General features: G+C 57.0%; 24 protein-coding genes. 19 read left to right on the top strand and 5 right to left on the bottom strand.

What is annotated here, in order from left to right:
- Positions 1 to 49: 49 nt before the first annotated feature.
- Positions 50 to 679, bottom strand: coding sequence for a lysoplasmalogenase (locus tag ABU178_RS17290; RefSeq protein ID WP_397217194.1), 630 nt, complete (start codon positions 677 to 679; stop codon positions 50 to 52).
- Between the two features lie 158 nt (positions 680 to 837).
- Here ABU178_RS17290 and ABU178_RS17285 point away from each other — a divergent pair, with 158 nt between their 5' ends.
- Positions 838 to 1,194, top strand: a complete 357-nt coding sequence (locus tag ABU178_RS17285; protein WP_397217192.1) for a DUF2500 domain-containing protein — start codon at positions 838 to 840, stop codon at positions 1,192 to 1,194.
- A gap of 21 nt (positions 1,195 to 1,215) precedes the next feature.
- Here the strand turns inward: ABU178_RS17285 and ABU178_RS17280 are convergent, their stop codons facing one another.
- Together ABU178_RS17280 and rsmD are read right to left on the bottom strand one after the other, a co-directional pair.
- Positions 1,216 to 1,485 (bottom strand): DUF1145 family protein, encoded by a 270-nt coding sequence (locus ABU178_RS17280; RefSeq protein WP_397217190.1) that lies wholly within the window; start codon positions 1,483 to 1,485, stop codon positions 1,216 to 1,218.
- Positions 1,475 to 2,074 carry a 16S rRNA (guanine(966)-N(2))-methyltransferase gene (rsmD, locus tag ABU178_RS17275; protein ID WP_397217189.1) on the bottom strand — a complete coding sequence of 200 codons (600 nt, stop codon included), beginning with the start codon at positions 2,072 to 2,074 and terminating at the stop codon, positions 1,475 to 1,477. The genes ABU178_RS17280 and rsmD overlap by 11 nt, the downstream gene beginning before the upstream one ends.
- A 247-nt stretch (positions 2,075 to 2,321) precedes the next feature.
- Here rsmD and ftsY point away from each other — a divergent pair, with 247 nt between their 5' ends.
- From ftsY to rpoH, 4 genes are all read left to right on the top strand, one after another.
- A complete protein-coding gene (gene ftsY, locus ABU178_RS17270; RefSeq protein ID WP_397217187.1) occupies positions 2,322 to 3,770 on the top strand; it encodes a signal recognition particle-docking protein FtsY in 1,449 nt (482 codons plus the stop codon).
- A gap of 5 nt (positions 3,771 to 3,775) precedes the next feature.
- The gene (ftsE, locus tag ABU178_RS17265) at positions 3,776 to 4,444 is read left to right on the top strand and encodes a cell division ATP-binding protein FtsE (protein WP_397217185.1); all 669 of its coding nucleotides are present in this window, start codon (positions 3,776 to 3,778) and stop codon (positions 4,442 to 4,444) included.
- The gene (gene ftsX, locus ABU178_RS17260) at positions 4,434 to 5,417 is read left to right on the top strand and encodes a permease-like cell division protein FtsX (RefSeq protein ID WP_397217182.1); all 984 of its coding nucleotides are present in this window, start codon (positions 4,434 to 4,436) and stop codon (positions 5,415 to 5,417) included. Before ftsE ends, ftsX begins: the two co-directional genes overlap by 11 nt.
- Positions 5,418 to 5,661: 244 nt before the next feature.
- A complete protein-coding gene (gene rpoH, locus ABU178_RS17255) occupies positions 5,662 to 6,519 on the top strand; it encodes an RNA polymerase sigma factor RpoH (protein WP_312240512.1) in 858 nt (285 codons plus the stop codon).
- 43 nt (positions 6,520 to 6,562) lie between these two features.
- Here the strand turns inward: rpoH and panM are convergent, their stop codons facing one another.
- Entirely contained in the window at positions 6,563 to 6,949 is a 387-nt protein-coding gene (panM, locus tag ABU178_RS17250; protein WP_397217180.1) for an aspartate 1-decarboxylase autocleavage activator PanM, read from the bottom strand.
- Between the two features lie 405 nt (positions 6,950 to 7,354).
- Between panM and ABU178_RS17245 the strand changes: the two genes are divergently transcribed.
- From ABU178_RS17245 to ugpQ, 10 genes are all read left to right on the top strand, one after another.
- Positions 7,355 to 8,482: a branched-chain amino acid ABC transporter substrate-binding protein gene (locus ABU178_RS17245; protein ID WP_397217178.1), complete on the top strand. Its 1,128-nt coding sequence runs from the start codon at positions 7,355 to 7,357 to the stop codon at positions 8,480 to 8,482.
- 71 nt (positions 8,483 to 8,553) lie between these two features.
- Complete coding sequence (gene livH / locus ABU178_RS17240) at positions 8,554 to 9,480, top strand: high-affinity branched-chain amino acid ABC transporter permease LivH (protein ID WP_397217176.1); 927 nt, start codon at positions 8,554 to 8,556, stop codon at positions 9,478 to 9,480.
- Positions 9,477 to 10,748, top strand: coding sequence for a high-affinity branched-chain amino acid ABC transporter permease LivM (locus ABU178_RS17235; protein ID WP_397217174.1), 1,272 nt, complete (start codon positions 9,477 to 9,479; stop codon positions 10,746 to 10,748). The genes livH and ABU178_RS17235 overlap by 4 nt, the downstream gene beginning before the upstream one ends.
- Positions 10,745 to 11,512, top strand: a complete 768-nt coding sequence (gene livG, locus ABU178_RS17230) for a high-affinity branched-chain amino acid ABC transporter ATP-binding protein LivG (RefSeq protein ID WP_397217172.1) — start codon at positions 10,745 to 10,747, stop codon at positions 11,510 to 11,512. Before ABU178_RS17235 ends, livG begins: the two co-directional genes overlap by 4 nt.
- Position 11,513: 1 nt before the next feature.
- A complete protein-coding gene (livF, locus tag ABU178_RS17225; RefSeq protein ID WP_397217170.1) occupies positions 11,514 to 12,227 on the top strand; it encodes a high-affinity branched-chain amino acid ABC transporter ATP-binding protein LivF in 714 nt (237 codons plus the stop codon).
- A gap of 379 nt (positions 12,228 to 12,606) precedes the next feature.
- Positions 12,607 to 13,926: a sn-glycerol-3-phosphate ABC transporter substrate-binding protein UgpB gene (ugpB, locus tag ABU178_RS17220; protein WP_397217168.1), complete on the top strand. Its 1,320-nt coding sequence runs from the start codon at positions 12,607 to 12,609 to the stop codon at positions 13,924 to 13,926.
- Positions 13,927 to 14,010: 84 nt separating this feature from the next.
- A complete protein-coding gene (gene ugpA / locus ABU178_RS17215) occupies positions 14,011 to 14,898 on the top strand; it encodes a sn-glycerol-3-phosphate ABC transporter permease UgpA (RefSeq protein ID WP_397217166.1) in 888 nt (295 codons plus the stop codon).
- A complete protein-coding gene (gene ugpE / locus ABU178_RS17210) occupies positions 14,895 to 15,740 on the top strand; it encodes a sn-glycerol-3-phosphate ABC transporter permease UgpE (protein WP_397217164.1) in 846 nt (281 codons plus the stop codon). The genes ugpA and ugpE overlap by 4 nt, the downstream gene beginning before the upstream one ends.
- Positions 15,741 to 15,743: 3 nt before the next feature.
- Positions 15,744 to 16,817, top strand: coding sequence for a sn-glycerol-3-phosphate import ATP-binding protein UgpC (locus ABU178_RS17205; RefSeq protein WP_397217162.1), 1,074 nt, complete (start codon positions 15,744 to 15,746; stop codon positions 16,815 to 16,817).
- Positions 16,814 to 17,557 carry a glycerophosphodiester phosphodiesterase gene (gene ugpQ, locus ABU178_RS17200; protein ID WP_397217160.1) on the top strand — a complete coding sequence of 248 codons (744 nt, stop codon included), beginning with the start codon at positions 16,814 to 16,816 and terminating at the stop codon, positions 17,555 to 17,557. The genes ABU178_RS17205 and ugpQ overlap by 4 nt, the downstream gene beginning before the upstream one ends.
- Here the strand turns inward: ugpQ and ABU178_RS17195 are convergent.
- A complete protein-coding gene (locus ABU178_RS17195; RefSeq protein ID WP_397217158.1) occupies positions 17,554 to 17,847 on the bottom strand; it encodes a DUF2756 domain-containing protein in 294 nt (97 codons plus the stop codon). The two genes, ugpQ and ABU178_RS17195, sit on opposite strands and share 4 nt — an antisense overlap.
- Positions 17,848 to 18,051: 204 nt before the next feature.
- Here ABU178_RS17195 and ggt point away from each other — a divergent pair, with 204 nt between their 5' ends.
- The 4 genes from ggt (at position 18,052) to gntK (ending at position 22,575) form a co-directional block, all read left to right on the top strand.
- Positions 18,052 to 19,803 carry a gamma-glutamyltransferase gene (gene ggt / locus ABU178_RS17190; RefSeq protein ID WP_397217156.1) on the top strand — a complete coding sequence of 584 codons (1,752 nt, stop codon included), beginning with the start codon at positions 18,052 to 18,054 and terminating at the stop codon, positions 19,801 to 19,803.
- Between the two features lie 311 nt (positions 19,804 to 20,114).
- Positions 20,115 to 20,810, top strand: coding sequence for a pirin family protein (locus ABU178_RS17185; protein WP_397217154.1), 696 nt, complete (start codon positions 20,115 to 20,117; stop codon positions 20,808 to 20,810).
- A 93-nt stretch (positions 20,811 to 20,903) separates the two neighbouring features.
- Positions 20,904 to 21,899, top strand: a complete 996-nt coding sequence (gene gntR / locus ABU178_RS17180; protein ID WP_397217152.1) for a gluconate operon transcriptional repressor GntR — start codon at positions 20,904 to 20,906, stop codon at positions 21,897 to 21,899.
- A 139-nt stretch (positions 21,900 to 22,038) separates the two neighbouring features.
- Positions 22,039 to 22,575 carry a gluconokinase gene (gene gntK / locus ABU178_RS17175; RefSeq protein WP_397217150.1) on the top strand — a complete coding sequence of 179 codons (537 nt, stop codon included), beginning with the start codon at positions 22,039 to 22,041 and terminating at the stop codon, positions 22,573 to 22,575.
- The last annotated feature ends 1 nt before the right edge of the window (position 22,576 follow it).

Raw genomic sequence — 22,576 nt, 5'->3', positions numbered from 1 at the left:
ATGCCGGATTCTGGCATCCATGCCCGAACCCGGCAGAAGGACATTCTGTTTAATAAAGCCACAGCGATCGCACAATCATAAAATGACCAGCAAAGTAGCAGGCGGCCACGATAGCGCTGTCGGCGCGGAAACGGCGGCGATAGTGGCTGACAAACCAGACAATATTCGCCAGCAGCAGCAGGCTGGCACCCACTACCAGCGAAAAGCTGTAGTCGGTAGGGCGGAAGAAATATTGCTCCGCCGCCATCCAGGTCATCACCAGCGTCATGCCGATAAAGGTTGAGATCGGCCAGCGTAAATCCTCCAGCCGCGTCCAGATCGTCGCGATCAGCACTGCGCCAATCACCAGCAGCACAAGCGGAATCGGCCAGAAAAAGCTCATGGTCATATTGGCCGCGAAGCTGATGGTATAAAGCAGGTGCGACAGAAAGAATGCGCCGAGCGCATAGAGCATACGCTGGCGCGGCAGCAGCGTTAGCGCATCGCCAATCAGCGTGGCGACCAGACCGGCCAGGATCAGGTAATCGGTGGTATGCAGCGTGGGCGCCTGCCATGCCCAGGCGACAAGCAGCAACAGCGTGACGGGCTTGAATACCCAGCGCTGCCACTGCGGCCCGCGATAAGAGGCGTCAACGTAGAGCCAACCGGAAAAAAGTACCGCAAGGAAAGACCAAAGCATTTTTTCTCCCTTTCCGGACAGATCGTCCGCTAATCAGATGAAAATTCCCAAAATTTCGATCTCAGTTTAGGTTACGGCCTGTGAATGTGACAATCAGGCTTCTCTGGTTGTATCCTTTGCCGCCATCCTTTTGTGAAACGCAAAGCGCGAGAGAAAACATGAGCAAACCACCGCTACTCTTTTTTATCGTTCTGGCGATTATCGCCCTGTTGGCGACCCGCCAGTTTATCAAGCAGCGACGTGAAGTCGCCGTCAATGACGCTTCGCCCGTACGGGCGCTGCCGGTTGAGATCAAAACCAAACGCGAATTTCCGGCACCGAACCGCCGGTCGCGCCAGCGTGAAGTGATTGCCGGGGAAGAGATGCGCTACGAGGCCTGGTTTCATCCGCTGAATGGCGCTGGCGATTTTAAGCTGATGCTGGACGCCAGCGATTATCATCAGATGGACAAAGGCGAGACAGGGGAGCTAAAAGTGCAGGGCACGCGCTTCGTGAGCTTTACGCCAGCGCGATAAACGCAAGCGTAAAGCGCGTTATTACTGCTTCGGATAGTGCTTTTTCTGCCACGACAGCAATTCAAACACGCCAAAAACAAAGATTTTTAGCTGCGTCAGGCGACTAAGCTTCGCGGCATCTTTGGGCTGGGTGGCGCGCAGCAGCACCAGCTGCAGGCCATGCATAATCACCATAAAAAACAGCGCGACGTTAACAAAATAAGTCAGCGGTTTCGGGAACGGCTGCACCAGATTCAGCAGCAAAAAGGCCCAAACGCACAGCATCAGCAGGCGTCCCAGATTAATCCACATCCCGCGTCTCCTGTTGGCGATGATACAGACGATAAGCCACCTGACCGGCGATTTTCTCGCGGTGCAGATGCCAGTTAACGGGAACCGGCGGCGTGCCGTGCTCCACTTCGCTCTCTACATAAATCAGCGCGTCGGCGGCCAGCCAGTGGTTTTGCTCCAGCAGCGTCAGCGTCTCCTGCAGTAAACCTTTACGGAACGGCGGATCGATAAACACCAGGTTGTAAGGCTCGCCGGCCTGCGCCAGCCAGCTCAGCGTGTTGGTCTGGATCACTTTGCCCTGCGACGTGCCCAGGGTTTGCAGATTTTTCTCCAGCTGCTGCGCCACCGGACGTTCCAGCTCCAGCAGCGTGGCCGAGGCGGCATAGCGCGACAGCGCCTCCAGCCCCAGCGCGCCGCTGCCAGCAAAGCAGTCGAGGCAGCGCGCCTGGCGGATATCGGGCGCCAGCCAGTTAAACAGGGTTTCACGTACGCGGTCGGTAGTGGGACGCAAACCGGCGCTGTCCGGCACCGGCAATTTGCGCCCGCGCCACTGACCGCCAATAATGCGAATCTGTCCGGCACCGCCGGCGCTGCGGGGTCTTTTATTCATCTTGCTCACAACTCGTCATAATTTGTTGCGTAGTTTAACGGGCGAAGAGGTGAGAAGAAACGTTAAAAAAGGGTGCTGTGGTGCGCTGGCTGGAAAGTGTTAGACTAGCAGGCTGTGTTCCTGATGTGATGTGGTATCAACAGGTTCTGCGCATCATCAGCGGATCGCCCTTAATATTATCAAGTTTATTTGCACCCTGGCAGCCGCGAGCGGCCGGGTTTGAGCCATCGAGGAGTGTGGTCACACAATGGCAAAAGAGAAAAAACGTGGCTTTTTTTCCTGGCTGGGCTTTGGCAAAGAAGAAGAGAAACAGCCCGCTGCCGAAGAGAACGAGAGCGTCGCGCAGCCTGGCGAACCCACTGCGAAACAGCAGGCGGAAGTAACCGAGATTCCTGAAGTGGCGCGCGCTGAAGCACAGGCGGAAGCCACGGTCGCCATCACCGAAGCGGTAGCGCAAACGCAGGCGGAACATCCGGACGTCACGGCAGCAGAGCCGATCGCTGTGGTTGAAGATGAACCCGCTATTGTTGTCCCGGAAGAAGAGGTGCTGCCGGAAGAGATCGCGCATCCTGATATCGCGCCGGTTGAGGAAGAGCCACAGGCGGAAGAGCTGGCGGAAGAAGAAGCTGGCGAGCCGTTAAGCGACGAAGAGCTGGAAGCGCTGGCGTTGGCCGATGTCGCGCCGGAAAACGTTGATGCTGAGCCGGTCGATACCGTCAGCGATCTGCCGCTTGCCGCCGCGCCTATCGTTTCCCAGGAGCAGGAGCGCCCGACCAAAGAGGGATTCTTTGCCCGTCTGAAACGCAGCCTGGTGAAAACGCGCCAGAACCTCGGCTCCGGTTTTATCAGCCTGTTCCGCGGCAAAAAAATCGATGACGAGCTGTTTGAAGAGCTGGAAGAGCAGTTGCTGATCGCCGATGTCGGTGTGGAAACCACGCGCCGCATCATCACTAATCTGACGCAGCAGGCGAACCGCAAACAGCTGCGCGATGCCGAAGCGCTTTATGGCCTGCTGAAAGCGGAAATGGCCGGCATTTTGCAGAAGGTTGACGCGCCGCTTGATGTCACCGGCAAAACGCCTTTCGTCATCCTGATGGTTGGCGTAAACGGCGTCGGCAAAACCACCACCATCGGCAAGCTGGCGCGGCAGTATCAGGCGCAGGGCAAAAGCGTGATGCTGGCGGCGGGTGATACCTTCCGTGCAGCGGCGGTGGAGCAGCTGCAGGTGTGGGGCGATCGCAACGCCATTCCGGTCATTGCCCAGCATACCGGCGCTGATTCCGCCTCGGTGATCTTTGACGCCATTCAGGCCGCCAAAGCGCGCAACGTGGATGTGCTGATCGCCGATACCGCGGGTCGTTTGCAGAACAAATCGCACCTGATGGAAGAGCTGAAAAAGATTGTCCGCGTGATGAAGAAGCTGGATGTGGACGCGCCGCATGAAGTGATGCTGACCATCGACGCCAGCACTGGGCAGAACGCCATCAGCCAGGCGAAGCTGTTCCACGAAGCAGTAGGGCTTAGCGGCATTACGCTCACCAAGCTGGATGGCACTGCCAAAGGCGGCGTGATCTTCTCGGTGGCCGATCAGTTCGGCATTCCGATTCGCTATATCGGTGTCGGAGAAGGCATCGAAGATTTACGGCCATTCAAGGCCGAGGATTTTATTGAGGCACTGTTTGCCCGAGAGGACTAATTTGGATGATTCGCTTTGAAGAGGTCAGTAAGGCTTATCTCGGTGGGCGTCAGGCGTTGCAGGGGGTGGATTTTCATCTGCGCCCTGGCGAAATGGCGTTTCTGACCGGCCACTCCGGCGCAGGGAAAAGCACCTTGCTGAAGCTGATTTGTGGTATTGAGCGGCCAAGCGCCGGACAAATCTGGTTCGGCGGTCACGATATTACCCGGCTGCGCAACAGCGAAGTGCCTTTTCTGCGTCGCCAGATCGGCATGATCTTCCAGGATCACCACCTGTTGATGGATCGTTCGGTCTACGACAACGTGGCGATCCCGCTGATCATCTCCGGCGCCAGCGGTGAAGATATCCGCCGTCGCGTTTCGGCGGCGCTGGATAAGGTTGGCCTGCTCGACAAAGCGAAAAATTATCCTGTCCAGCTCTCTGGTGGCGAACAGCAACGCGTCGGCATTGCCCGCGCGGTGGTGAATAAACCGTCGGTGCTGTTGGCGGATGAGCCAACCGGCAACCTCGACAATGCGCTGTCGGAAGATATTCTGCGTCTGTTTGAAGAGTTCAACCGCGTGGGCGTGACGGTGCTGATGGCGACGCATGATATCGGATTGATTACGCGCCGCAGCTATCGGGTGATGACGCTAAACCAGGGACGTCTGCACGGAGGCCACGATGGTCAATAAACGCAACAAACGCGCGCCAGCGCCGAAAGCGAAGCAGCCTTCGAAAAGCAAAGCGCTGAAGGGCGGCTGGCAGGAGCAGTGGCGCTATGCGCTGCGCGGCACCCTGTCCGACATGTGGCGTCAGCCGCTGGCGACGCTGCTGACCGTGATGGTGATCGCCATCTCCCTGACGCTGCCCAGCGTCTGCTACATGGTGTGGAAAAACGTCAGCCAGGCGGCGACCCAGTGGTATCCAGCGCCGCAGCTCACGGTCTATCTGTCGAAAACCCTGGACGATAGCGCCGCGGAAAATGTCGCAACGCAGTTAAAGCAGTTGGATGGCGTAGAGAGCGTGAACTATCTGACACGTGAAGAGGCGCTGAGCGAGTTCCGCAACTGGTCAGGGTTTGGCGGCGCGATGGATATGCTGGAGCAGAACCCTCTGCCGGCGGTGGCGATCATTACGCCGAAGCTTAATTTCCAGAACTCCGACACCATGCAAAACCTGCGCGAGCGCGTGGCGAAGGTGGACGGCGTGGATGAAGTGCGCATGGATGACAGCTGGTTTGCCCGTCTGGCGGCGCTGACCGGCCTGGTGGGGCAGGTTGCGGCAATGATCGGTATTCTGATGGTAGTGGCGGTGTTCCTGGTGATCGGCAACAGCGTGCGGCTCAGCATTTTCGCCCGGCGCGATACCATCAACGTGCAGAAGCTGATCGGCGCCACCGACGGCTTTATTCTGCGTCCTTTCCTCTATGGCGGGGCGCTGCTTGGCCTGAGCGGCGCGCTGCTGTCGCTGATTCTTTCTGAAGTGCTGGTGCTGCGTTTGCAGTCGGTGGTGGCGCATGTGGCGGCGGTGTTCGGCACCACCTTCTCACTGGAAGGCTTCTCCTGGGATGAAGGATTACTGCTGCTGCTGATCGCCGCGATGATTGGCTGGATTGCCGCCTGGCTGGCGACGGCACAACATTTACGTCGTTTTACGCCACAGTAACCAACAGCAACGTTTTTTTGATATAATGTTCCTCTGCTGCCGACGACTAAGGAAGCAGAGGAAATCCTTCCCTGATCCTTTCTCCGTCATCTGTGTGTAAAATATTCACTGCTATAATTGAACTTGTGGATAACTTTGTCGTCCAAGTAGCACAGATTGCTTTCGATTTTTGGGCAGGGTTGACATACTGTAACCTCTGCTCAGGGAATTGTGCAGCAACTCCATTGAATTTGTGAGGGTTTGAATGACCAAAGAAATGCAAACTTTAGCTATTGCTCCTCTCGGCAACCTGGAATCTTATATTCGGGCCGCCAACGTCTGGCCGATGCTGTCGGCAGAAGAGGAAAAAGCGCTGGCTGAACGGCTGCATTACCAGGGCGATCTGGATGCAGCTAAGACGCTGATCCTGTCTCACCTGCGCTTCGTTGTTCATATCGCTCGTAATTATTCCGGTTACGGCCTGCCGCAGGCGGACCTGATTCAGGAAGGGAACATCGGCCTGATGAAGGCGGTGCGTCGCTTCAATCCTGAAGTGGGCGTACGTCTGGTTTCCTTTGCCGTGCACTGGATTAAAGCCGAAATTCACGAATACGTGCTGCGTAACTGGCGTATCGTGAAGGTTGCGACCACAAAAGCACAGCGTAAGCTGTTCTTTAACCTGCGTAAAACCAAGCAGCGTCTGGGCTGGTTTAACCAGGATGAAGTGGAAATGGTGGCGCGCGAGCTGGGCGTGAGCAGCAAAGATGTGCGTGAGATGGAGTCGCGTATGGCGGCGCAGGATATGACCTTCGATATGTCGTCTGATGACGAAAGCAGCGAAGGCAAAACCATGGCCCCTGTGCTCTATCTGCAGGATAAAACCTCTGACTTTGCTGACGGCATCGAAGAAGACAACTGGGACGCACACGCAGCCGATAAGCTGAGCGATGCGATGCAGGGCCTCGATGAGCGCAGCCAGCATATCATTCGCGCGCGTTGGCTCGACGAAGAGAACAAAACCACGCTGCAGGAGCTGGCCGATCGCTACGGCGTCTCCGCAGAGCGCGTCAGGCAGCTGGAAAAAAATGCCATGAAAAAGCTGCGCATGGCGATTGAAGCTTAACGATGAAGGGCGACGCAAAGTCGCCCTTTTTGTTGCCCGCGATTCACTTTACCCAACCATCTGACTGCGCGCGAAAGCCGCAGGCCTGCATAAACGCCGCTCGCACGCTCTGTTCGGCGCTGCCGTCATCGGCGATCCACCAGTCTGCCAGCGCCGCATTCTGCGCTATTGTTTCTTCAAGCAAATACTTCCCCACGCCGCGTCGACGGGTAACCTCCCGCACGTTCAACGCCTGAACTTTGCCCTGTGTACCGGTGATTTCAAGCTGCAAAGCCGCCAGCAGACGCTCGTTAAAGCGCGCCGCATAAAAGCGATGGTTTTCATCGAGCCTGTTCTCCAGATCCGCAATCGCCAGCTCGGGCCAGATTTTTGCTAAATCGATGCGGTCCTGAGGCGTTAATGCGGTTAATCGCAGAATAGTGAGCTTCATGCCAGAGACCTGTGCCAGTAGAAAGCGTTAGTGTAGCGAATTTGAACAGCCAGAGCGCTGAGACTTTTTGCGAAAAAAACAGGTGAAACACCATTACGGCTGCCAGAATAGTGGTGTAAAGCGATAAGTTTTGTCTTAAAAACCAGCATAACACGCTGGCTGGACGGCGAAATAACCGTGATTGCTGCCAGAGAATTATGCTGTTGGAAGTGGCTATTACTGAATATGTCAGTTGATTTAAAGAAGAAAATTCCTGTTTAATAACCTGAAAAATAAAGCCTTATCACTCATAAACGCCAGATTGTTGCGCTAACTCATTATTGCGAAATCGTTTTTCAGTAATTCTCTGGCAGAAAATAAACGCAAACCACAACAAACACAGACACAACTGATGGGGAAGTTCGGATGAAAATGAGCAAAGGTCGCGCGTTACTGGCGGGCTGCGTTGCGTTGGCGATGAGCCATGCCGCGCTGGCAGAAGATATCAAAGTTGCGATTGTCGGTGCCGTAACCGGCCCGGTGGCGCAGTATGGAGATATGCAGTTCACTGGCGCCGCGCAAGCGATTAAGGATATCAATGCCAAAGGCGGCGTGAACGGCGACAAACTGGTTGGCGTGGAATATGACGACGCCTGCGACCCGAAGCAGGCCGTAGCGGTGGCGAACAAGGTCGTCAACGATGGCATTAAATATGTTATCGGCCATCTTTGCTCTTCTTCTACCCAGCCTGCGTCCGACATTTATAACGACGAAGGCGTACTGATGATTACCCCGGCCGCGACCGCGCCGGAGTTAACCGCGCGCGGCTATGAAACCATTATGCGCACCACCGGTCTGGACTCCGATCAGGGGCCGACCGCCGCTAACTATATTCTCGACCAGATCAAGCCCAAGCGTATCGCCGTGGTGCATGACAAGCAGCAGTACGGCCAGGGCCTGGCGGAATCGGTACAGAAAACCCTGAAAGCCAAAGGCGGCAATGTGGTGCTGTTCGAAGGTATTACCGCAGGCGATAAAGACTTCTCCACACTGATTGCACGTCTGAAAAAAGAAAACGTGGACTTTGTTTACTACGGCGGCTATTACCCGGAAATGGGCCAGATCCTGCGCCAGGCGAAAGCGGCTGGCCTGAACGCTGGCTTTATGGGACCGGAAGGCGTGGGTAACGCGTCGCTCTCCAATATCGCAGGCGACGCCTCGGAAGGCATTTACGTGACGCTGCCGAAGCGCTACGACCAGCTGCCAGAGAACAAAGCGATCGTTGACGCCATCAAAACCAACAGCGCGCAGAACCGTAAAGATCCGACCGGTCCGTTCGTCTGGACCACCTATGCGGCGATCCAGTCGCTGGTGGCCGGTATTGAGCGCAGCAAGAGCGACGAGCCGGAAGCGATCGCGAAAAACCTGAAGGGCGGCGAGCCGGTACCCACCGTTATGGGCAACCTGAGCTGGGACCAGAAAGGCGATCTGAAAGGTTTCGAGTTCGGCGTATTCAAATGGCACAAAGACGGTTCTTCTAGCGCGGTTAAGTAATCGTCCCATCGGCAGACAAATCCCTTGCCGTGACGGCAGGGGATTTTCCCGTTCTCATGCAGGTCTTCACTATGTCCGAGCAGTTTCTTTATTTCATTCAGCAGATGCTTAACGGGGTTACTCTCGGCAGCACCTATGCGCTGATCGCCATCGGTTACACCATGGTTTACGGCATTATCGGCATGATCAACTTCGCCCACGGCGAGGTCTATATGATCGGCAGCTATGTCTCCTTTATTGTTATCGCCGCCCTGATGATGATGGGTATCGATACCGGCTGGCTGATGATCGCCGCTGGCTTCGTCATGGCGATCCTGATTTCCAGCGCATACGGCTGGAGTATCGAGCGCGTCGCCTATAAGCCGGTGCGATCCTCGAAACGCCTGATCGCGTTGATTTCCGCCATTGGCATGTCGATCTTCCTGCAAAACTACGTCAGCCTGACGCAGGGTTCGCGCGATCTGGCGCTGCCGAGTCTGATTACCGGTCAGTGGACGCTGGGCCAGAGCAACGGCTTTGCGGCAACCGTCTCCACGATGCAGATCATGATCTGGCTGGTGACTTTCCTGGCGATGCTGGCGTTGACGCTGTTTATCCGCTATTCGCGTATGGGTCGCGCCTGCCGCGCCTGCGCGGAAGATCTGAAGATGGCGAGCCTGCTCGGCATCAATACTGACCGCGTGGTTTCGCTGACTTTCGTCATCGGCGCGGCGATGGCGGCGGTCGCGGGCGTGCTGCTCGGCCAGTTCTACGGCTCAATTAACCCTTTTATCGGCTTTATGGCCGGGATGAAAGCCTTTACCGCCGCAGTGCTTGGCGGCATCGGCAGCATTCCGGGCGCGATGATCGGCGGTCTGGTGCTCGGTATTGCCGAAGCGCTGACCTCCGCCTATCTCAGCACCGAATATAAAGATGTTGTCTCCTTCGCGCTGCTAATTGTGGTGCTGCTGGTGATGCCGACCGGTATCCTGGGCCGCCCGGAGGTAGAAAAAGTATGAAATCCTCCTTTATCAATGCGCTGCTCTCTGCCGTGATGCTGTTGGTGCTGGCCAGCTTCTTTATGGGAATGCGGCTCGGCCTCGACGGCACGCGACTGGTGGTGCAGAGCGCCGGCGAGGTGCGCTGGAACTGGATTTTCGTCGGCTGCGCCGTGGTGTTTTTCTTTCAGCTGCTGCGCCCGTTCTGGCAGCGCGGCATGAAAAAGATTTCCGGCCCGGCGCTGGTGTTGCCAGGCATCGACGGTTCTACCCCTAAGCAGAAGCTGTTTATGCTGGCGTTGATCGTGGTGGCGGTGGCCTGGCCCTTTTTTGTGTCACGCGGCGCGGTGGATATCGCCACGCTGACGCTGATCTACATCATGCTCGGGCTGGGTCTTAACGTCGTGGTGGGGCTGTCGGGGCTGCTGGTGCTGGGCTACGGCGGCTTTTACGCTATCGGCGCTTACACCTTCGCGCTGCTGAACCATTATTACGGCCTTGGCTTCTGGCAGTGCCTGCCGCTGGCGGGCATCGTCTCCGCGCTGTTCGGCCTGCTGCTCGGCTTCCCGGTGCTGCGCCTGCGCGGCGACTATCTGGCGATTGTGACGCTTGGCTTTGGTGAGATCGTGCGGATTTTGCTGCTGAATAATACTGCGCTTACCGGCGGCCCCAACGGCATCGCGCAAATTCCAAAGCCTTCTCTGTTTGGCCTGGAGTTCGGTCGCAAAGTTTCCGAAGGCGGCTGGAGCACCTTCCATGAATTCTTCGGCCTGAAATATGACCCCAGCGACCGCGTTATTTTTCTTTACCTGGTGGCGCTGCTGCTGGTGGCGCTGACGCTGTTCGTGATCAACCGTCTGCTGCGTATGCCGCTGGGTCGCGCCTGGGAAGCGCTACGTGAAGATGAGATCGCCTGTCGCTCGCTGGGCCTCAGTCCGACGCGCATCAAGCTGACCGCCTTCACTATCAGCGCCGCCTTTGCTGGTTTCGCCGGTAGCCTGTTCGCCGCGCGCCAGGGTTTTGTCAGCCCGGAATCCTTCACCTTTGTCGAGTCGGCATTTGTGCTGGCGATTGTGGTGTTGGGCGGGATGGGGTCGCAGTTCGCCGTGATCCTTGCCGCGATTCTGCTGGTGGTTTCCCGCGAGCTGATGCGTGACCTGAACGAATACAGCATGCTGGTGCTGGGCGGATTAATGGTCTTGATGATGATCTGGCGGCCGCAGGGGCTGCTGCCGATGAAGCGTCCACAGCTGAAATTGAAGCAGGGTAAACAAGGAGAGCAGGCATGAGTCAGCCTTTATTAGCGGTTGAGGGTCTGATGATGCGCTTCGGCGGCCTGCTGGCCGTGAACAACGTGGCGCTTGAGCTGCGACAACAGGAGATCGTCTCATTAATCGGACCAAACGGCGCGGGTAAAACCACGGTGTTTAACTGCCTGACCGGTTTCTATAAGCCGACCGGCGGCACGATCACGCTGCGCGATCAGCAGCTGGCGGGCCTGACCGGACAGAAGATCGCCCGCATGGGCATTGTGCGCACCTTTCAGCACGTACGTCTGTTTCGTGAAATGACGGTGATTGAAAATTTGCTGGTGGCCCAGCATCAACACCTGAAAAGCGGTCTGTTTTCCGGTCTGCTGAAAACACCTGCTTTCCGCAAAAGCGAGGGCGAGGCGCTGGATCGCGCCGCCACCTGGCTGGCGCGCGTTGGCTTGCTGGATCTGGCTAACCGTCAGGCGGGCAACCTGGCTTACGGTCAGCAGCGGCGTCTGGAGATTGCGCGCTGCATGGTGACGCGCCCGGAAATCCTGATGCTGGATGAACCGGCGGCCGGTCTGAACCCGCGCGAAACCCACGAGCTGGACGCGCTGATCGCCGAACTGCGCAGCGACCACAAGGTGTCGGTGCTGTTAATTGAACATGATATGAAGCTGGTGATGGGCATTTCCGATCGTATTTATGTAGTGAACCAGGGTACGCCACTGGCTAACGGCACGCCGGAAGAGATTCGTAATAACCCGGACGTGATCCGTGCCTATCTGGGAGAGGCGTAACATGGCAAATCCGATGTTAACCGTAGACAACGTCAGCGCCCATTACGGCAAAATCCAGGCGCTGCATAACGTCAGTCTGCATATCAATCAGGGCGAGATCGTCACGCTGATCGGCGCGAACGGCGCAGGCAAAACCACGCTGCTCGGTACGCTGTGCGGCGAGCCGCGCGCCTCGCAGGGCAGCATTACCTTTGATGGCAAAGCGATTACCGACTGGCAAACCGCACGTATTATGCGCGAAGCGATCGCCATTGTGCCGGAAGGTCGCCGTGTCTTTTCGCGCATGACAGTGGAAGAGAACCTGGCGATGGGCGGCTTTTTTGTCAGCGGTCAGGCGTATCAGCAGCGTATTCAGCGCGTCTATGAACTCTTTCCGCGTCTCTCGGAGCGTAAAAGCCAGCGCGCCGGCACCATGTCGGGCGGCGAGCAGCAGATGCTGGCGATTGGTCGTGCGCTGATGAGCCAGCCGCGCCTGCTGCTGCTGGATGAGCCGTCGCTGGGCCTCGCGCCGATTATCATTCAGCAGATTTTCGATACCATCGAGCAGCTGCGCAGCGAGGGCATGACCATTTTCCTCGTAGAGCAGAACGCCAACCAGGCGCTGAAGCTGGCGGATCGCGGTTATGTGCTGGAGAATGGCCATGTGGTGCTGGAAGACAGCGGCGCGGCCCTCCTTTCCAATGAAGCGGTTCGCAGCGCGTATTTAGGCGCTTAGCGGCCTGGCTTACTCGCAATATTGTGGGCGGGCAGTGCTCGCCATCCTCACGTACTGTAGTACGCTCCGGTGGCTGCGCGGGTGCTGATCTTTCGGCCTGCCTTACTCGTCCTGCTGCGGTTGGGCAGTGCTCGCTCTCCTCACGTACTACAGTACGCTCCGGGAGCTGCGCGCTGTCCGCCCGCAGCAGGACTTCGCCGCCAACGGCCTCGTCAGGTGCGGGCTTTTTAAAGGCAAAACCTTTTTGGAACCGCTGCAATGCGGTTGTCATGTTGATGAAATAATTCAGTTATTTTTCTGTCATTTTCCCGTGTCATGTTACTTCGCGAACAAAAAATGCGTGATTTCGCGCGTACCTACAATGTCACAGGAAACCGATATGGCCGCTTTTACTCCTCGTCGTCGCGTTTTGACTCTGGTGCTGGGCATGGCGCTCAGCGGCAATGCCCTGGCTGCGACTGAAATCCCGTTCTGGCACTCGATGGAAGGCGAGTTAGGCACAGAAGTTGACTCACTGGCTCAACGTTTTAACCAGGCCCATCCCGACTATAAAATCGTTCCGGTTTACAAAGGCAACTACGAGCAGAGCCTGGCGGCAGGTATCGCCGCGGTGCGTACCGGCAAAGCGCCCGCCATTTTGCAGGTGTATGAAGTCGGCACCGCCACCATGATGGCTTCAAAAGCGATCAAGCCGGTTTATCAGGTTTTCCAGGACGCAGGCATTAACTTCGATGAAAAACAGTTCGTGCCCACGGTTTCCGGTTACTACACCGACGCCAAAACTGGCCACCTGTTGTCGCAGCCGTTCAACAGCTCTACGCCGGTACTCTATTACAACAAAGACGCCTTCAAAAAAGCGGGACTGGATCCTGAGCAGCCGCCAAAAACCTGGCAGGCGCTGGCGAAAGATGCGGAAGCGCTGCGCAAAGCAGGCATGAGCTGCGGCTACGCCAGCGGCTGGCAGGGCTGGATTCAGATCGAAAATTTCAGCGCCTGGCACGCACTGCCGGTCGCCAGCGAAAACAACGGCTTTGACGGCACCGATGCAAAGCTGGAATTCAACGGCCCGATCCAGGTGCGCCACATCGCCATGCTGGAGGAGATGAACAAAAAGGGCAGCTTTACCTACTTCGGTCGTAAAGACGAATCTACGCAAAAGTTCTATAACGGCGACTGTGCCATGACCACCGCGTCATCCGGATCGCTGGCGGACATCCGTCACTACGCCAAATTCAACTACGGCGTTGGCATGATGCCCTATGACGAAACGGTGAAAAACGCCCCGCAAAACGCCATCATCGGCGGCGCCAGTCTTTGGGTGATGCAGGGCAAAGATGCGCCAACCTACAAAGGCGTGGCGGAGTTCATGCAGTTCCTCGCCCAGCCGGAAATTGCCGCCGAGTGGCATCAGAAAACCGGCTATCTGCCGATCACCACCGCTGCTTATGAGTTAACGCGCCAGCAGGGCTTTTATGACAAAAATCCCGGCGCGGATATCGCGACGCGTCAGATGTTGAACAAGCCGCCGTTGCCGTTCACTAAAGGTCTGCGTCTCGGCAACATGCCACAGATTCGCACCATCGTGGATGAAGAGCTGGAAGGGGTCTGGACCGGCAAGAAAACCCCGCAGGCGGCGCTGGATAATGCCGTGCAGCGCGGCAACCTGTTGCTGCGTCGCTTCGAACAGCAGGTGAAGTAAATTTTCAGGGTCGGGCGGCTAATCCCCCGACCGCGGTCACGGCGGCAAGGTTGCCGCCGTTTTCTCTGTTAGCCCGGAGTCGTTATGTCCCTCCACCGTCCCGGTTTTCGCCTCTCTCCGTTGCCCTATCTGCTGGTGCTGCCGCAACTGCTGATTACTGCGATCTTCTTTCTCTGGCCAGCCGGTGAGGCGCTCTGGTACTCGGTGCAAAGCGTCGATCCTTTTGGCCTCTCCAGCACCTTTGTCGGGCTGGCGAATTTTTCCGCCCTGTTGCAGGATGAGTACTATCTCGCCTCGTTCTGGACCACCCTGATTTTCAGCGCGCTGGTGACCGGCAGCGGTCTGCTGATCTCGCTTTTTTTTGCCGCGCTGGTGGATTACGTGCTGCGCATGAAGCGTTTCTACCAGACGCTGCTACTGCTGCCCTACGCGGTGGCGCCAGCAATTGCCGCCGTGCTCTGGATGTTTCTGTTTAACCCCGGCCTCGGCCTGATTTCCCACGCGCTGCACCAGATGGGCTATGAGTGGAACCACGCGCAGAACAGCGGGCAGGCGATGTTTCTGGTGGTGCTCGCCTCGGTCTGGCAGCAGATCAGCTACAACTTTCTGTTCTTTTTCGCCGCCTTGCAGTCGATCCCGCGCTCGCTGGTGGAAGCGGCCGCCATCGACGGCGCGGGGCCGGTGCGTCGCTTTTTCAGTTTGTCGCTACCGCTGATCGCGCCGGTCAGCTTCTTTTTGCTGGTGGTTAACCTGGTTTACGCCTTCTTCGATACCTTCCCGGTGATCGACGCGGCAACCCAGGGCGGGCCGGTTCAAGCCACCACCACGCTGATTTATAAAATTTATCGCGAAGGCTTTACCGGACTCGATCTCAGCGCCTCGGCGGCGCAGTCGGTGATATTAATGCTGTTGGTGATTGTTCTGACGGTGATCCAGTTCCGCTACGTCGAGCGTAAGGTGCGTTATCAATGATTGAGAATCGTCGCGGGCTGGATATCTTCAGCCACGTCATGCTCTGCCTCGGCATCCTCACGGTGCTGTTTCCGCTCTGGATCGCCTTTGTGGCGGCGACGCTGGATAATCAGCAGATTTTTCAGGTGCCGATGCCGCTGATCCCCGGCAGCAGCCTGTGGGATAACATCAAAACCATCTGGCAGCAGGGAGTAAGCAGCAACAGCGCGCCGCTGAGCATTCTGTTGCTGAACAGCACGCTGATGGCGCTCGGCATCACGGCAGGAAAGATCACCGTTTCCATTCTTTCCGCGTTTGCCCTGGTCTGGTTTCGCTTTCCGCTGCGGAACGTCTTTTTCTGGATGATTTTCATCACCCTGATGCTGCCGGTGGAGGTGCGTATTTTCCCCACCGTCGAGGTGATCGCCAAACTCGACATGCTCGACAGCTACAGCGGCTTAACCCTGCCGCTGATGGCGTCGGCCACCGCGACCTTTCTGTTTCGCCAGTTCTTTCTGTCATTGCCCGACGAGCTGGTTGAAGCCGCGCGCATCGATGGTGCCAGCCCGATGCGCTTCTTTTGGGACATCGTGCTGCCGCTGTCGAAAACCAATCTGGCCGCGCTGTTTGTCATTACCTTTATCTACGGCTGGAACCAGTATCTGTGGCCGATTTTGATCACCAGCGAGTCGAAAATGGGCACTGCGGTGGCCGGTATTCGCAGCATGATGGCGTCGGGCGAGGGCACGACCCAGTGGAACCTGGTGATGGCGGCGATGTTATTAACCTTAATTCCACCGGTTGTGGTGGTGTTGGTCATGCAGCGTGCCTTTGTGCGTGGCCTGGTCGAGAGCGAGAAATAAAGCATGGCAGGCGTACATCTTCAGGCGGTAACCAAATCCTACGACGGCAAAAATCAGATCATTCAGCCGCTGAACGTCACGGTCAACGACGGCGAATTTATGGTGATGGTCGGCCCTTCCGGCTGCGGCAAATCGACCCTGTTGCGCATGGTGGCGGGGCTGGAGCGCGTGTCTTCAGGCGATATCTATATCGACGGCAAGCGCGTCACCGAGCTGGAGCCAAAAGATCGCGGCATTGCGATGGTGTTCCAGAACTATGCTCTTTATCCTCATATGACGGTGGAAGAGAATATGGCCTGGGGGCTGAAAATTCGCGGCATGGGTAAAGAGCAGATTCGCCAGCGCGTGCTGGAAACCGCGCGCAGCCTGGAACTCGATCAGCTGCTGAAACGCCGTCCCCGCGAGCTTTCCGGCGGCCAGCGCCAGCGCGTGGCGATGGGGCGCGCCATCGTGCGCGAACCGGCGGTCTTTCTCTTTGACGAGCCGCTCTCCAACCTTGATGCGCGTCTGCGCGTGCAGATGCGTCTGGAATTACAGCAGCTGCATCGTCGTCTGAACACCACCAGCCTGTACGTTACCCACGATCAGGTAGAGGCGATGACGCTGGCGCAGCGCGTGATGGTGATGAACAAGGGCATCCTTGAACAGATCGGCACGCCGGTTGAAATTTATGAGCGTCCGGCGACCCGCTTCGTGGCGGCTTTTATCGGCTCGCCAGCGATGAATCTGCTGGATGGGCAGATTAGCAGCGACGGTATGCGCTTGATGCTGGACGCGCAGCATTCGCTGCCGCTGGGCAGCAGTCAGGCCCGCTGGGCAAACCGTCCGGTCACGCTCGGCATCCGACCGGAGCATATCCGCATCGGCAGCCGCGAGACAGGCGCTGTTCCGCTGCATGTCGACACGCTGGAGATGCTGGGGGCTGATAATCTGGCGCACGGCAGGCTGGGCAATAGCGCGCTGGTGGTGCGTCTGCCCCATGCCGAGCGTCCGCAGCCGGGCAGCACGCTATGGCTGCATCTGCCGCCTGATGCGTTACACTATTTCGATTCAACCCATGGGATGCGTCTGGAATGAGCAATAAACAGTGGCCTTACCCGCCTGTCGTGGCCCATCGCGGCGGCGGTAAGCTGGCGCCGGAAAACACGCTGGCGGCGATTGACGTTGGTGCCCGTTACGGGCATTTGATGATCGAATTTGATGCCAAACTCTCGCAGGATAATGAAATCTTCCTGCTGCATGACGATACGCTGGATCGCACCAGCAACGGCTGGGGGATTGCCGGTGAGCTACCCTGGCAAAAGCTGGCGCAGCTGGATGCCGGCGGCTGGTTTGGCGCGCAGTTCAATGGCGAGCCGCTGGCGCTGCTGCGCAACGTGGCGGCACGCTGTCATCAGTATCACTTGATGGCGAATATTGAGATCAAACCCACCCACGGCGCGGAACAAGAAACCGGTCGCGCGATTGCGCTGGCCGCACGCGAGCTGTGGCAGGGGCAAACCGCACCGCTGCTTTCATCCTTCTCTTATCAGGCGCTGGAAACGGCGATGGCGGTTGCACCGGAGCTGCCGCGCGGGCTGTTGCTTGATGAGTGGCATGATAACTGGCATGAGCTGACCGTGGCGCTGGATTGCGTCTCGATTCACCTTAACCACCGGCTGCTGGACGCGGCGCGTACCGCAGAACTGAAAGCCGCCGGGCTGCGTATTCTGGTCTATACGGTAAACAACCCGGCGCGAGCGCGTGAACTGCTGAACTGGGGCGTCGATGCTATCTGCACCGATCGCATTGACATCATCGGCCCCGATTTCCGTTAAGGATTTTGCTGGGGCGGGGTAATCATCCTCGGCTGCCCGGTTTGCGACTGAATTACGCGCTGCTGGGTGCTGTTACGCTGCTCCTGCATTTTCCGCTGGGTATTTTGCTGCTGAAGCTGCTGATCCTGCCGCAGCTGCTGTTTTTGCAGCTGCTGCTGAGTCTGCATCTGCGTCTGCATACGCTGCTGGCTGGGGTTATAGCCCGGCCGGTTTGGCTCATTATTGTTGAGCATATTCGCCATGCCGCTTAACGGCAGCAGCGCGGCAAAAATGATTAACCATCTCTTCATGTTACGTTCTCCCTTTTATGCAACCTGTACGCTGTCTCAGAAACGTCTGCAACAGACGACACGGTCTCCTGTTTAAGTCTATGCAATTTCACACCTTTGTAATTTAGCAGATCGCCAGATTTGACTTAGTGGTAATTTTTTTGCTGTATTTGTAAACACTTGGCAGATCGATAAAAAATGTAAATAACTGAAAAGGGTGGTGGGATGAGCAGAGCAAGCAAAATGCGCCAGCTGGGCTGGGTGCTGCTGGTAAGTTTTACCCTGGCGGAGGGGGCGGCAGCCGCGACGACCAGCGCGCCGCCAGTCTCTTACGGTGTTGAAGCGGACACCTTCCATCCGGTGAAAGCGAAAAATGGCATGGTCGCGTCGGTGGACGCGCTGGCGACCGAAGTGGGCGTCGATATCCTGAAGCAGGGCGGGAATGCGGTGGATGCGGCGGTTGCTGTCGGCTTCGCGCTGGCGGTCACGCATCCGCAGGCAGGTAACCTCGGCGGCGGCGGATTTATGCTGCTGCGTACCGCATCCGGCCGCACCAGCGCCATCGACTTCCGTGAAATGGCGCCTGCTCGCGCCTCGCGCGATATGTTTCTTGATAAGCAGGGCAATGCCGACAGCAAATTGTCGCTGACGTCGCCGCTTGCCTCCGGCACGCCGGGCACCGTGGCGGGTTTTGCCATGGCGGCGCAAAAATATGGCACGCTGCCGCTCAGCCGCCTGCTGGCTCCGGCGATTAAGCTGGCGCGCGACGGCATTGTGGTTGATGACGCCCTGGCGGACGATCTCAACACTTACGGCAAAGAGGTCCTGCTCAGCCATCCGGAAAGCCGGGCGATTTTCTTCAAGGCTGACGGTACGCCTTATCAGAAGGGTGAACGGCTGGTGCAGAAAAATCTTGCTCACAGCTTGCAGCTCATCGCCTCCCAGGGACCTGATGCTTTCTATCGTGGAGCCATTGCCGATGAAATTGCTGGCGAGATGGCCCGGCACGGCGGGCTGATTGGCAAAGCGGATTTGGCTGCTTACCGCGCGGTAGAGCGCAAACCGATCAGCGGCACCTATCACGGTTATGAAGTCTTTTCGATGCCGCCGCCTTCCTCCGGCGGCATTCATATCGTGCAGATCCTGAACATTCTGGAAAATTTCGACCTGACAAAAATGGGCTTCGGCAGCGCCGATGCGATGCAGGTAATGGCGGAGGCGGAAAAATATGCCTATGCCGACCGCTCGGAGTATTTAGGCGATCCCGATTTCGTCAAGGTGCCGTGGCAGGCTCTGACCAGCAAAGCCTACGCAAAATCGCTGGCGCAGCAGATCGATCTGGCGAAAGCGCGTCCTTCATCCGAAATCAAGCCGGGCAAACTGGCCCCCTATGAAAGCAATCAGACCACGCACTTTTCCGTGGTGGATAAGCGCGGCAACGCGGTCGCGGTGACCTACACGCTGAACACTAACTTTGGCAGCGGCATCGTGGCGGGCAACAGCGGTATCCTGATGAATAATGAGATGGACGATTTTTCCGCCAAGCCGGGCACGCCAAACGTGTATGGGCTGGTGGGTGGCGAAGCCAACGCCATTCAGCCGGCGAAGCGGCCTTTATCTTCCATGTCGCCCACTATCGTGGCGAAAGAGGGTAAAACCTGGCTGGTGACGGGCAGTCCAGGCGGCAGTCGTATTATTACCACCGTGCTGCAAATGGTGGTGAACAGCATCGATTATGGGATGAACGTGGCGGAAGCGACCAATGCGCCGCGCTTCCATCATCAGTGGCTGCCGGATCAGCTACGCGTCGAGAAGGGCTTCAGTCCCGATACGCTGCGTTTGCTGGAGAATCGCGGCCAGCATGTGAAGGTGGAACCCGCGATGGGCAGCACGCAGAGCATTATGATTGGCCCGGACGGTATGCTGTATGGCGCATCCGATCCCCGTACCATTGATGATTTAACCGCAGGATATTAACAACTTGCAAAAACCGCTTTACAAACGCGAATGATAATGATTATTATTGTCATGCATTCCCGGCAGTTCCTGTGGATAACCGGTGAAGGCACGACATTGCTCACATTGCTTCCAGTGTTTCTTAGCCAGCTTGGGTGCTGGCTTTTTTTTTATCTGAAATTCGCTCTTGTCCGGGCAAGCGTTTCCTTTCAGCGTGATTCAACAACGCGTCTCCATCTCTTCAATTTTTTTGAACAGACAAATGAAGTTTTTCAGCTATCAATCATTCCGCCTCAGGTACAGACTATAAAAAACATTGAGGAGAATTGAACATGATTTATTTACGTAAAGCAGAAGAACGCGGTCACGCTAACCACGGCTGGCTCGACAGCTGGCATACCTTTTCTTTCGCCAGCTATCACGACGCCAACTTTATGGGCTTTTCGGCGCTGCGGGTGATAAACGAAGATATCATCGATCCCGGTCAGGGCTTCGGCACCCACCCCCATAAAGACATGGAAATTCTGACCTATGTGCTCTCCGGCACCGTGGAGCATCAGGACAGCATGGGCAATAAAGAACAGATTCCGGCGGGTGAGTTCCAGATTATGAGTGCAGGCACCGGCGTACGTCACTCTGAGTACAACGCCAGCAATACCGAAGCGCTGCATCTCTATCAAATCTGGATTATTCCGGAACGTACCGGTATCGAACCGCGTTACGCTCAGCGTCGTTTTGATGATGTGAAAGGCCGCCAGTTCGTGCTGACGCCCGATGAGCGCGACGGCTCGCTCAAGGTCTACCAGGATATGACGCTGTCGCGCTGGGTGTTTAACCCAGGCGATAAAGATGGCGTTGATATCGAAGCGGGTCGCCGCGTCTGGATCCAGGTGGTGAAAGGCGAAGTGAAGGTGAACGGAGAGTTGGCCGGCGCCAGCGACGCCCTGGCAATCTGGGACGAAAGCACGCTGAATATCGAAGCAGAAAGTGCAGCGGAAGTACTGCTGTTTGATCTGCCGCCGGTCTGATAAGTGAGGGCGCGCGCAAAGGTCGCGCCCTGTTTACTTTTCAACATCAGTTTAATGATAGACTCATCGTAAATCTGTCCCTGAGCGATTACGATGAAGAAGAAAAGACCGGTATTACAGGACGTTGCCGATCGCATCGGCATCACAAAAATGACTGTCAGCCGTTACCTGCGCAATCCTGAGCAGGTCTCTGTCGCGCTGCGGGAAAAAATCGCCGTGGCGCTTGATGAGCTCGGCTACATTCCGAACCGCGCTCCCGATATGCTCTCCAACGCCACCAGCCGCGCCATCGGCGTTTTGCTGCCCTCCCTGACCAACCAGGTATTTGCCGACGTACTGCGTGGCATAGAAACCGTCACTGATGAAGCGGGCTACCAAACGCTGGTCGCGCACTTTGGCTACAACGCGCAAAAAGAGGAGCTGCAGCTGCGTTCGCTGCTGGGCTGGAATATCGATGGCGTCATCCTCACCGAGCGCAACCATACGCCGGGCACGCTGCGTATGCTGGAAGTGGCTGGCATTCCGGTGATCGAAGTGATGGACTGCGTTTCACCCTGTCTCGACATGGCGGTGGGTTTCGACAACGTGGAAGCGGCACGTCAGATGACCCATGCTATCCTGAAAAAAGGCCATCGCCATACGGTTTACCTTGGCGCGCGCCTGGATGAGCGTACCTTGCAAAAGCAGCAGGGCTATGAGAAGGCGATGCGTGAGGCGGGGCTGGAGCCGCGCAGCGTGATGATGGAGGATGCGTCGTCGTTCAGCGCCGGAGCGATGTTGCTGTGTGAAGCGCAACAGCGTTATCCCGAAACGGACAGCCTGTTCTGCACCAATGATGACCTGGCGGTAGGCGCGATGTTTGAATGCCAGCGTCAGGGACTCAAGGTTCCTCAGCAGATGGCGATCGCTGGTTTCCACGGCCATGATATTACGCAGGTGGTTACGCCGCGTCTGGCTACCGTTCTGACCCCGCGCGAACGCATGGGGCACGAGGCAGCGGCAATGCTGCTGGCGCGTATCGGCGGCGATCGCAGCGCGACCACCGCGCTGGATGTCGGGTTTGAGATCGCCGAAGGAGGCAGCATCTGATCCTGGTGGATTTTTGAGCCAGTTCACACTTTTGCGCTTTTCCCGGTAAAAAGGTTGCCACGCTGTAAACCTGTCCCGACAATGTTAGCTGAAATTGTTATCGGTAACATTGGCAAATTCATCTGCCGGAGCGAATAAAATGACAACGCATACCACGCCGCATCATGTATTTATCCTGATGGGGGTATCTGGCAGCGGTAAATCCGTGGTCGCCAATCAGGTTTCCAGTGAGTTGCATACCGCCTTTCTTGACGGCGATTTCCTGCATCCACGCGCCAACATTATGAAAATGGCGGAAGGGCATCCGCTGGACGATAACGATCGTCAGCCCTGGCTACAGGCGCTGAATGACGCCGCCTTTGCCATGCAGCGCACCCAGACCATCTCGATTATTGTCTGCTCAGCGCTGAAAAAGCGTTATCGCGATATCCTGCGGCAGGGCAATCAAAACCTGAAATTCATCTATCTCAAAGGTGATTTCAATACTATTGAATCCCGTCTCAAAGCGCGTAAAGGGCACTTCTTCAAGCCGCAAATGCTGGTCACGCAGTTTGCCACGCTGGAAGAGCCTGGCAGTGATGAGGACGATGTACTGGTGGTGGATATTGACCATGCGCTGGACGACGTCGTCGCCGCCACGGTCGCGACCATCCAGGGAGCCGTTAACAAGGATTAGT

Origin of the sequence: Pantoea osteomyelitidis, assembly GCF_044342975.1 — a bacterium.
In the GTDB taxonomy this organism is placed as follows: Bacteria; Pseudomonadota; Gammaproteobacteria; order Enterobacterales; family Enterobacteriaceae; genus Pantoea; species Pantoea osteomyelitidis.
The sequence above is the reverse complement of the archived record's forward strand: the minus strand, read 5'-3'. Positions and strand labels throughout refer to the sequence as shown.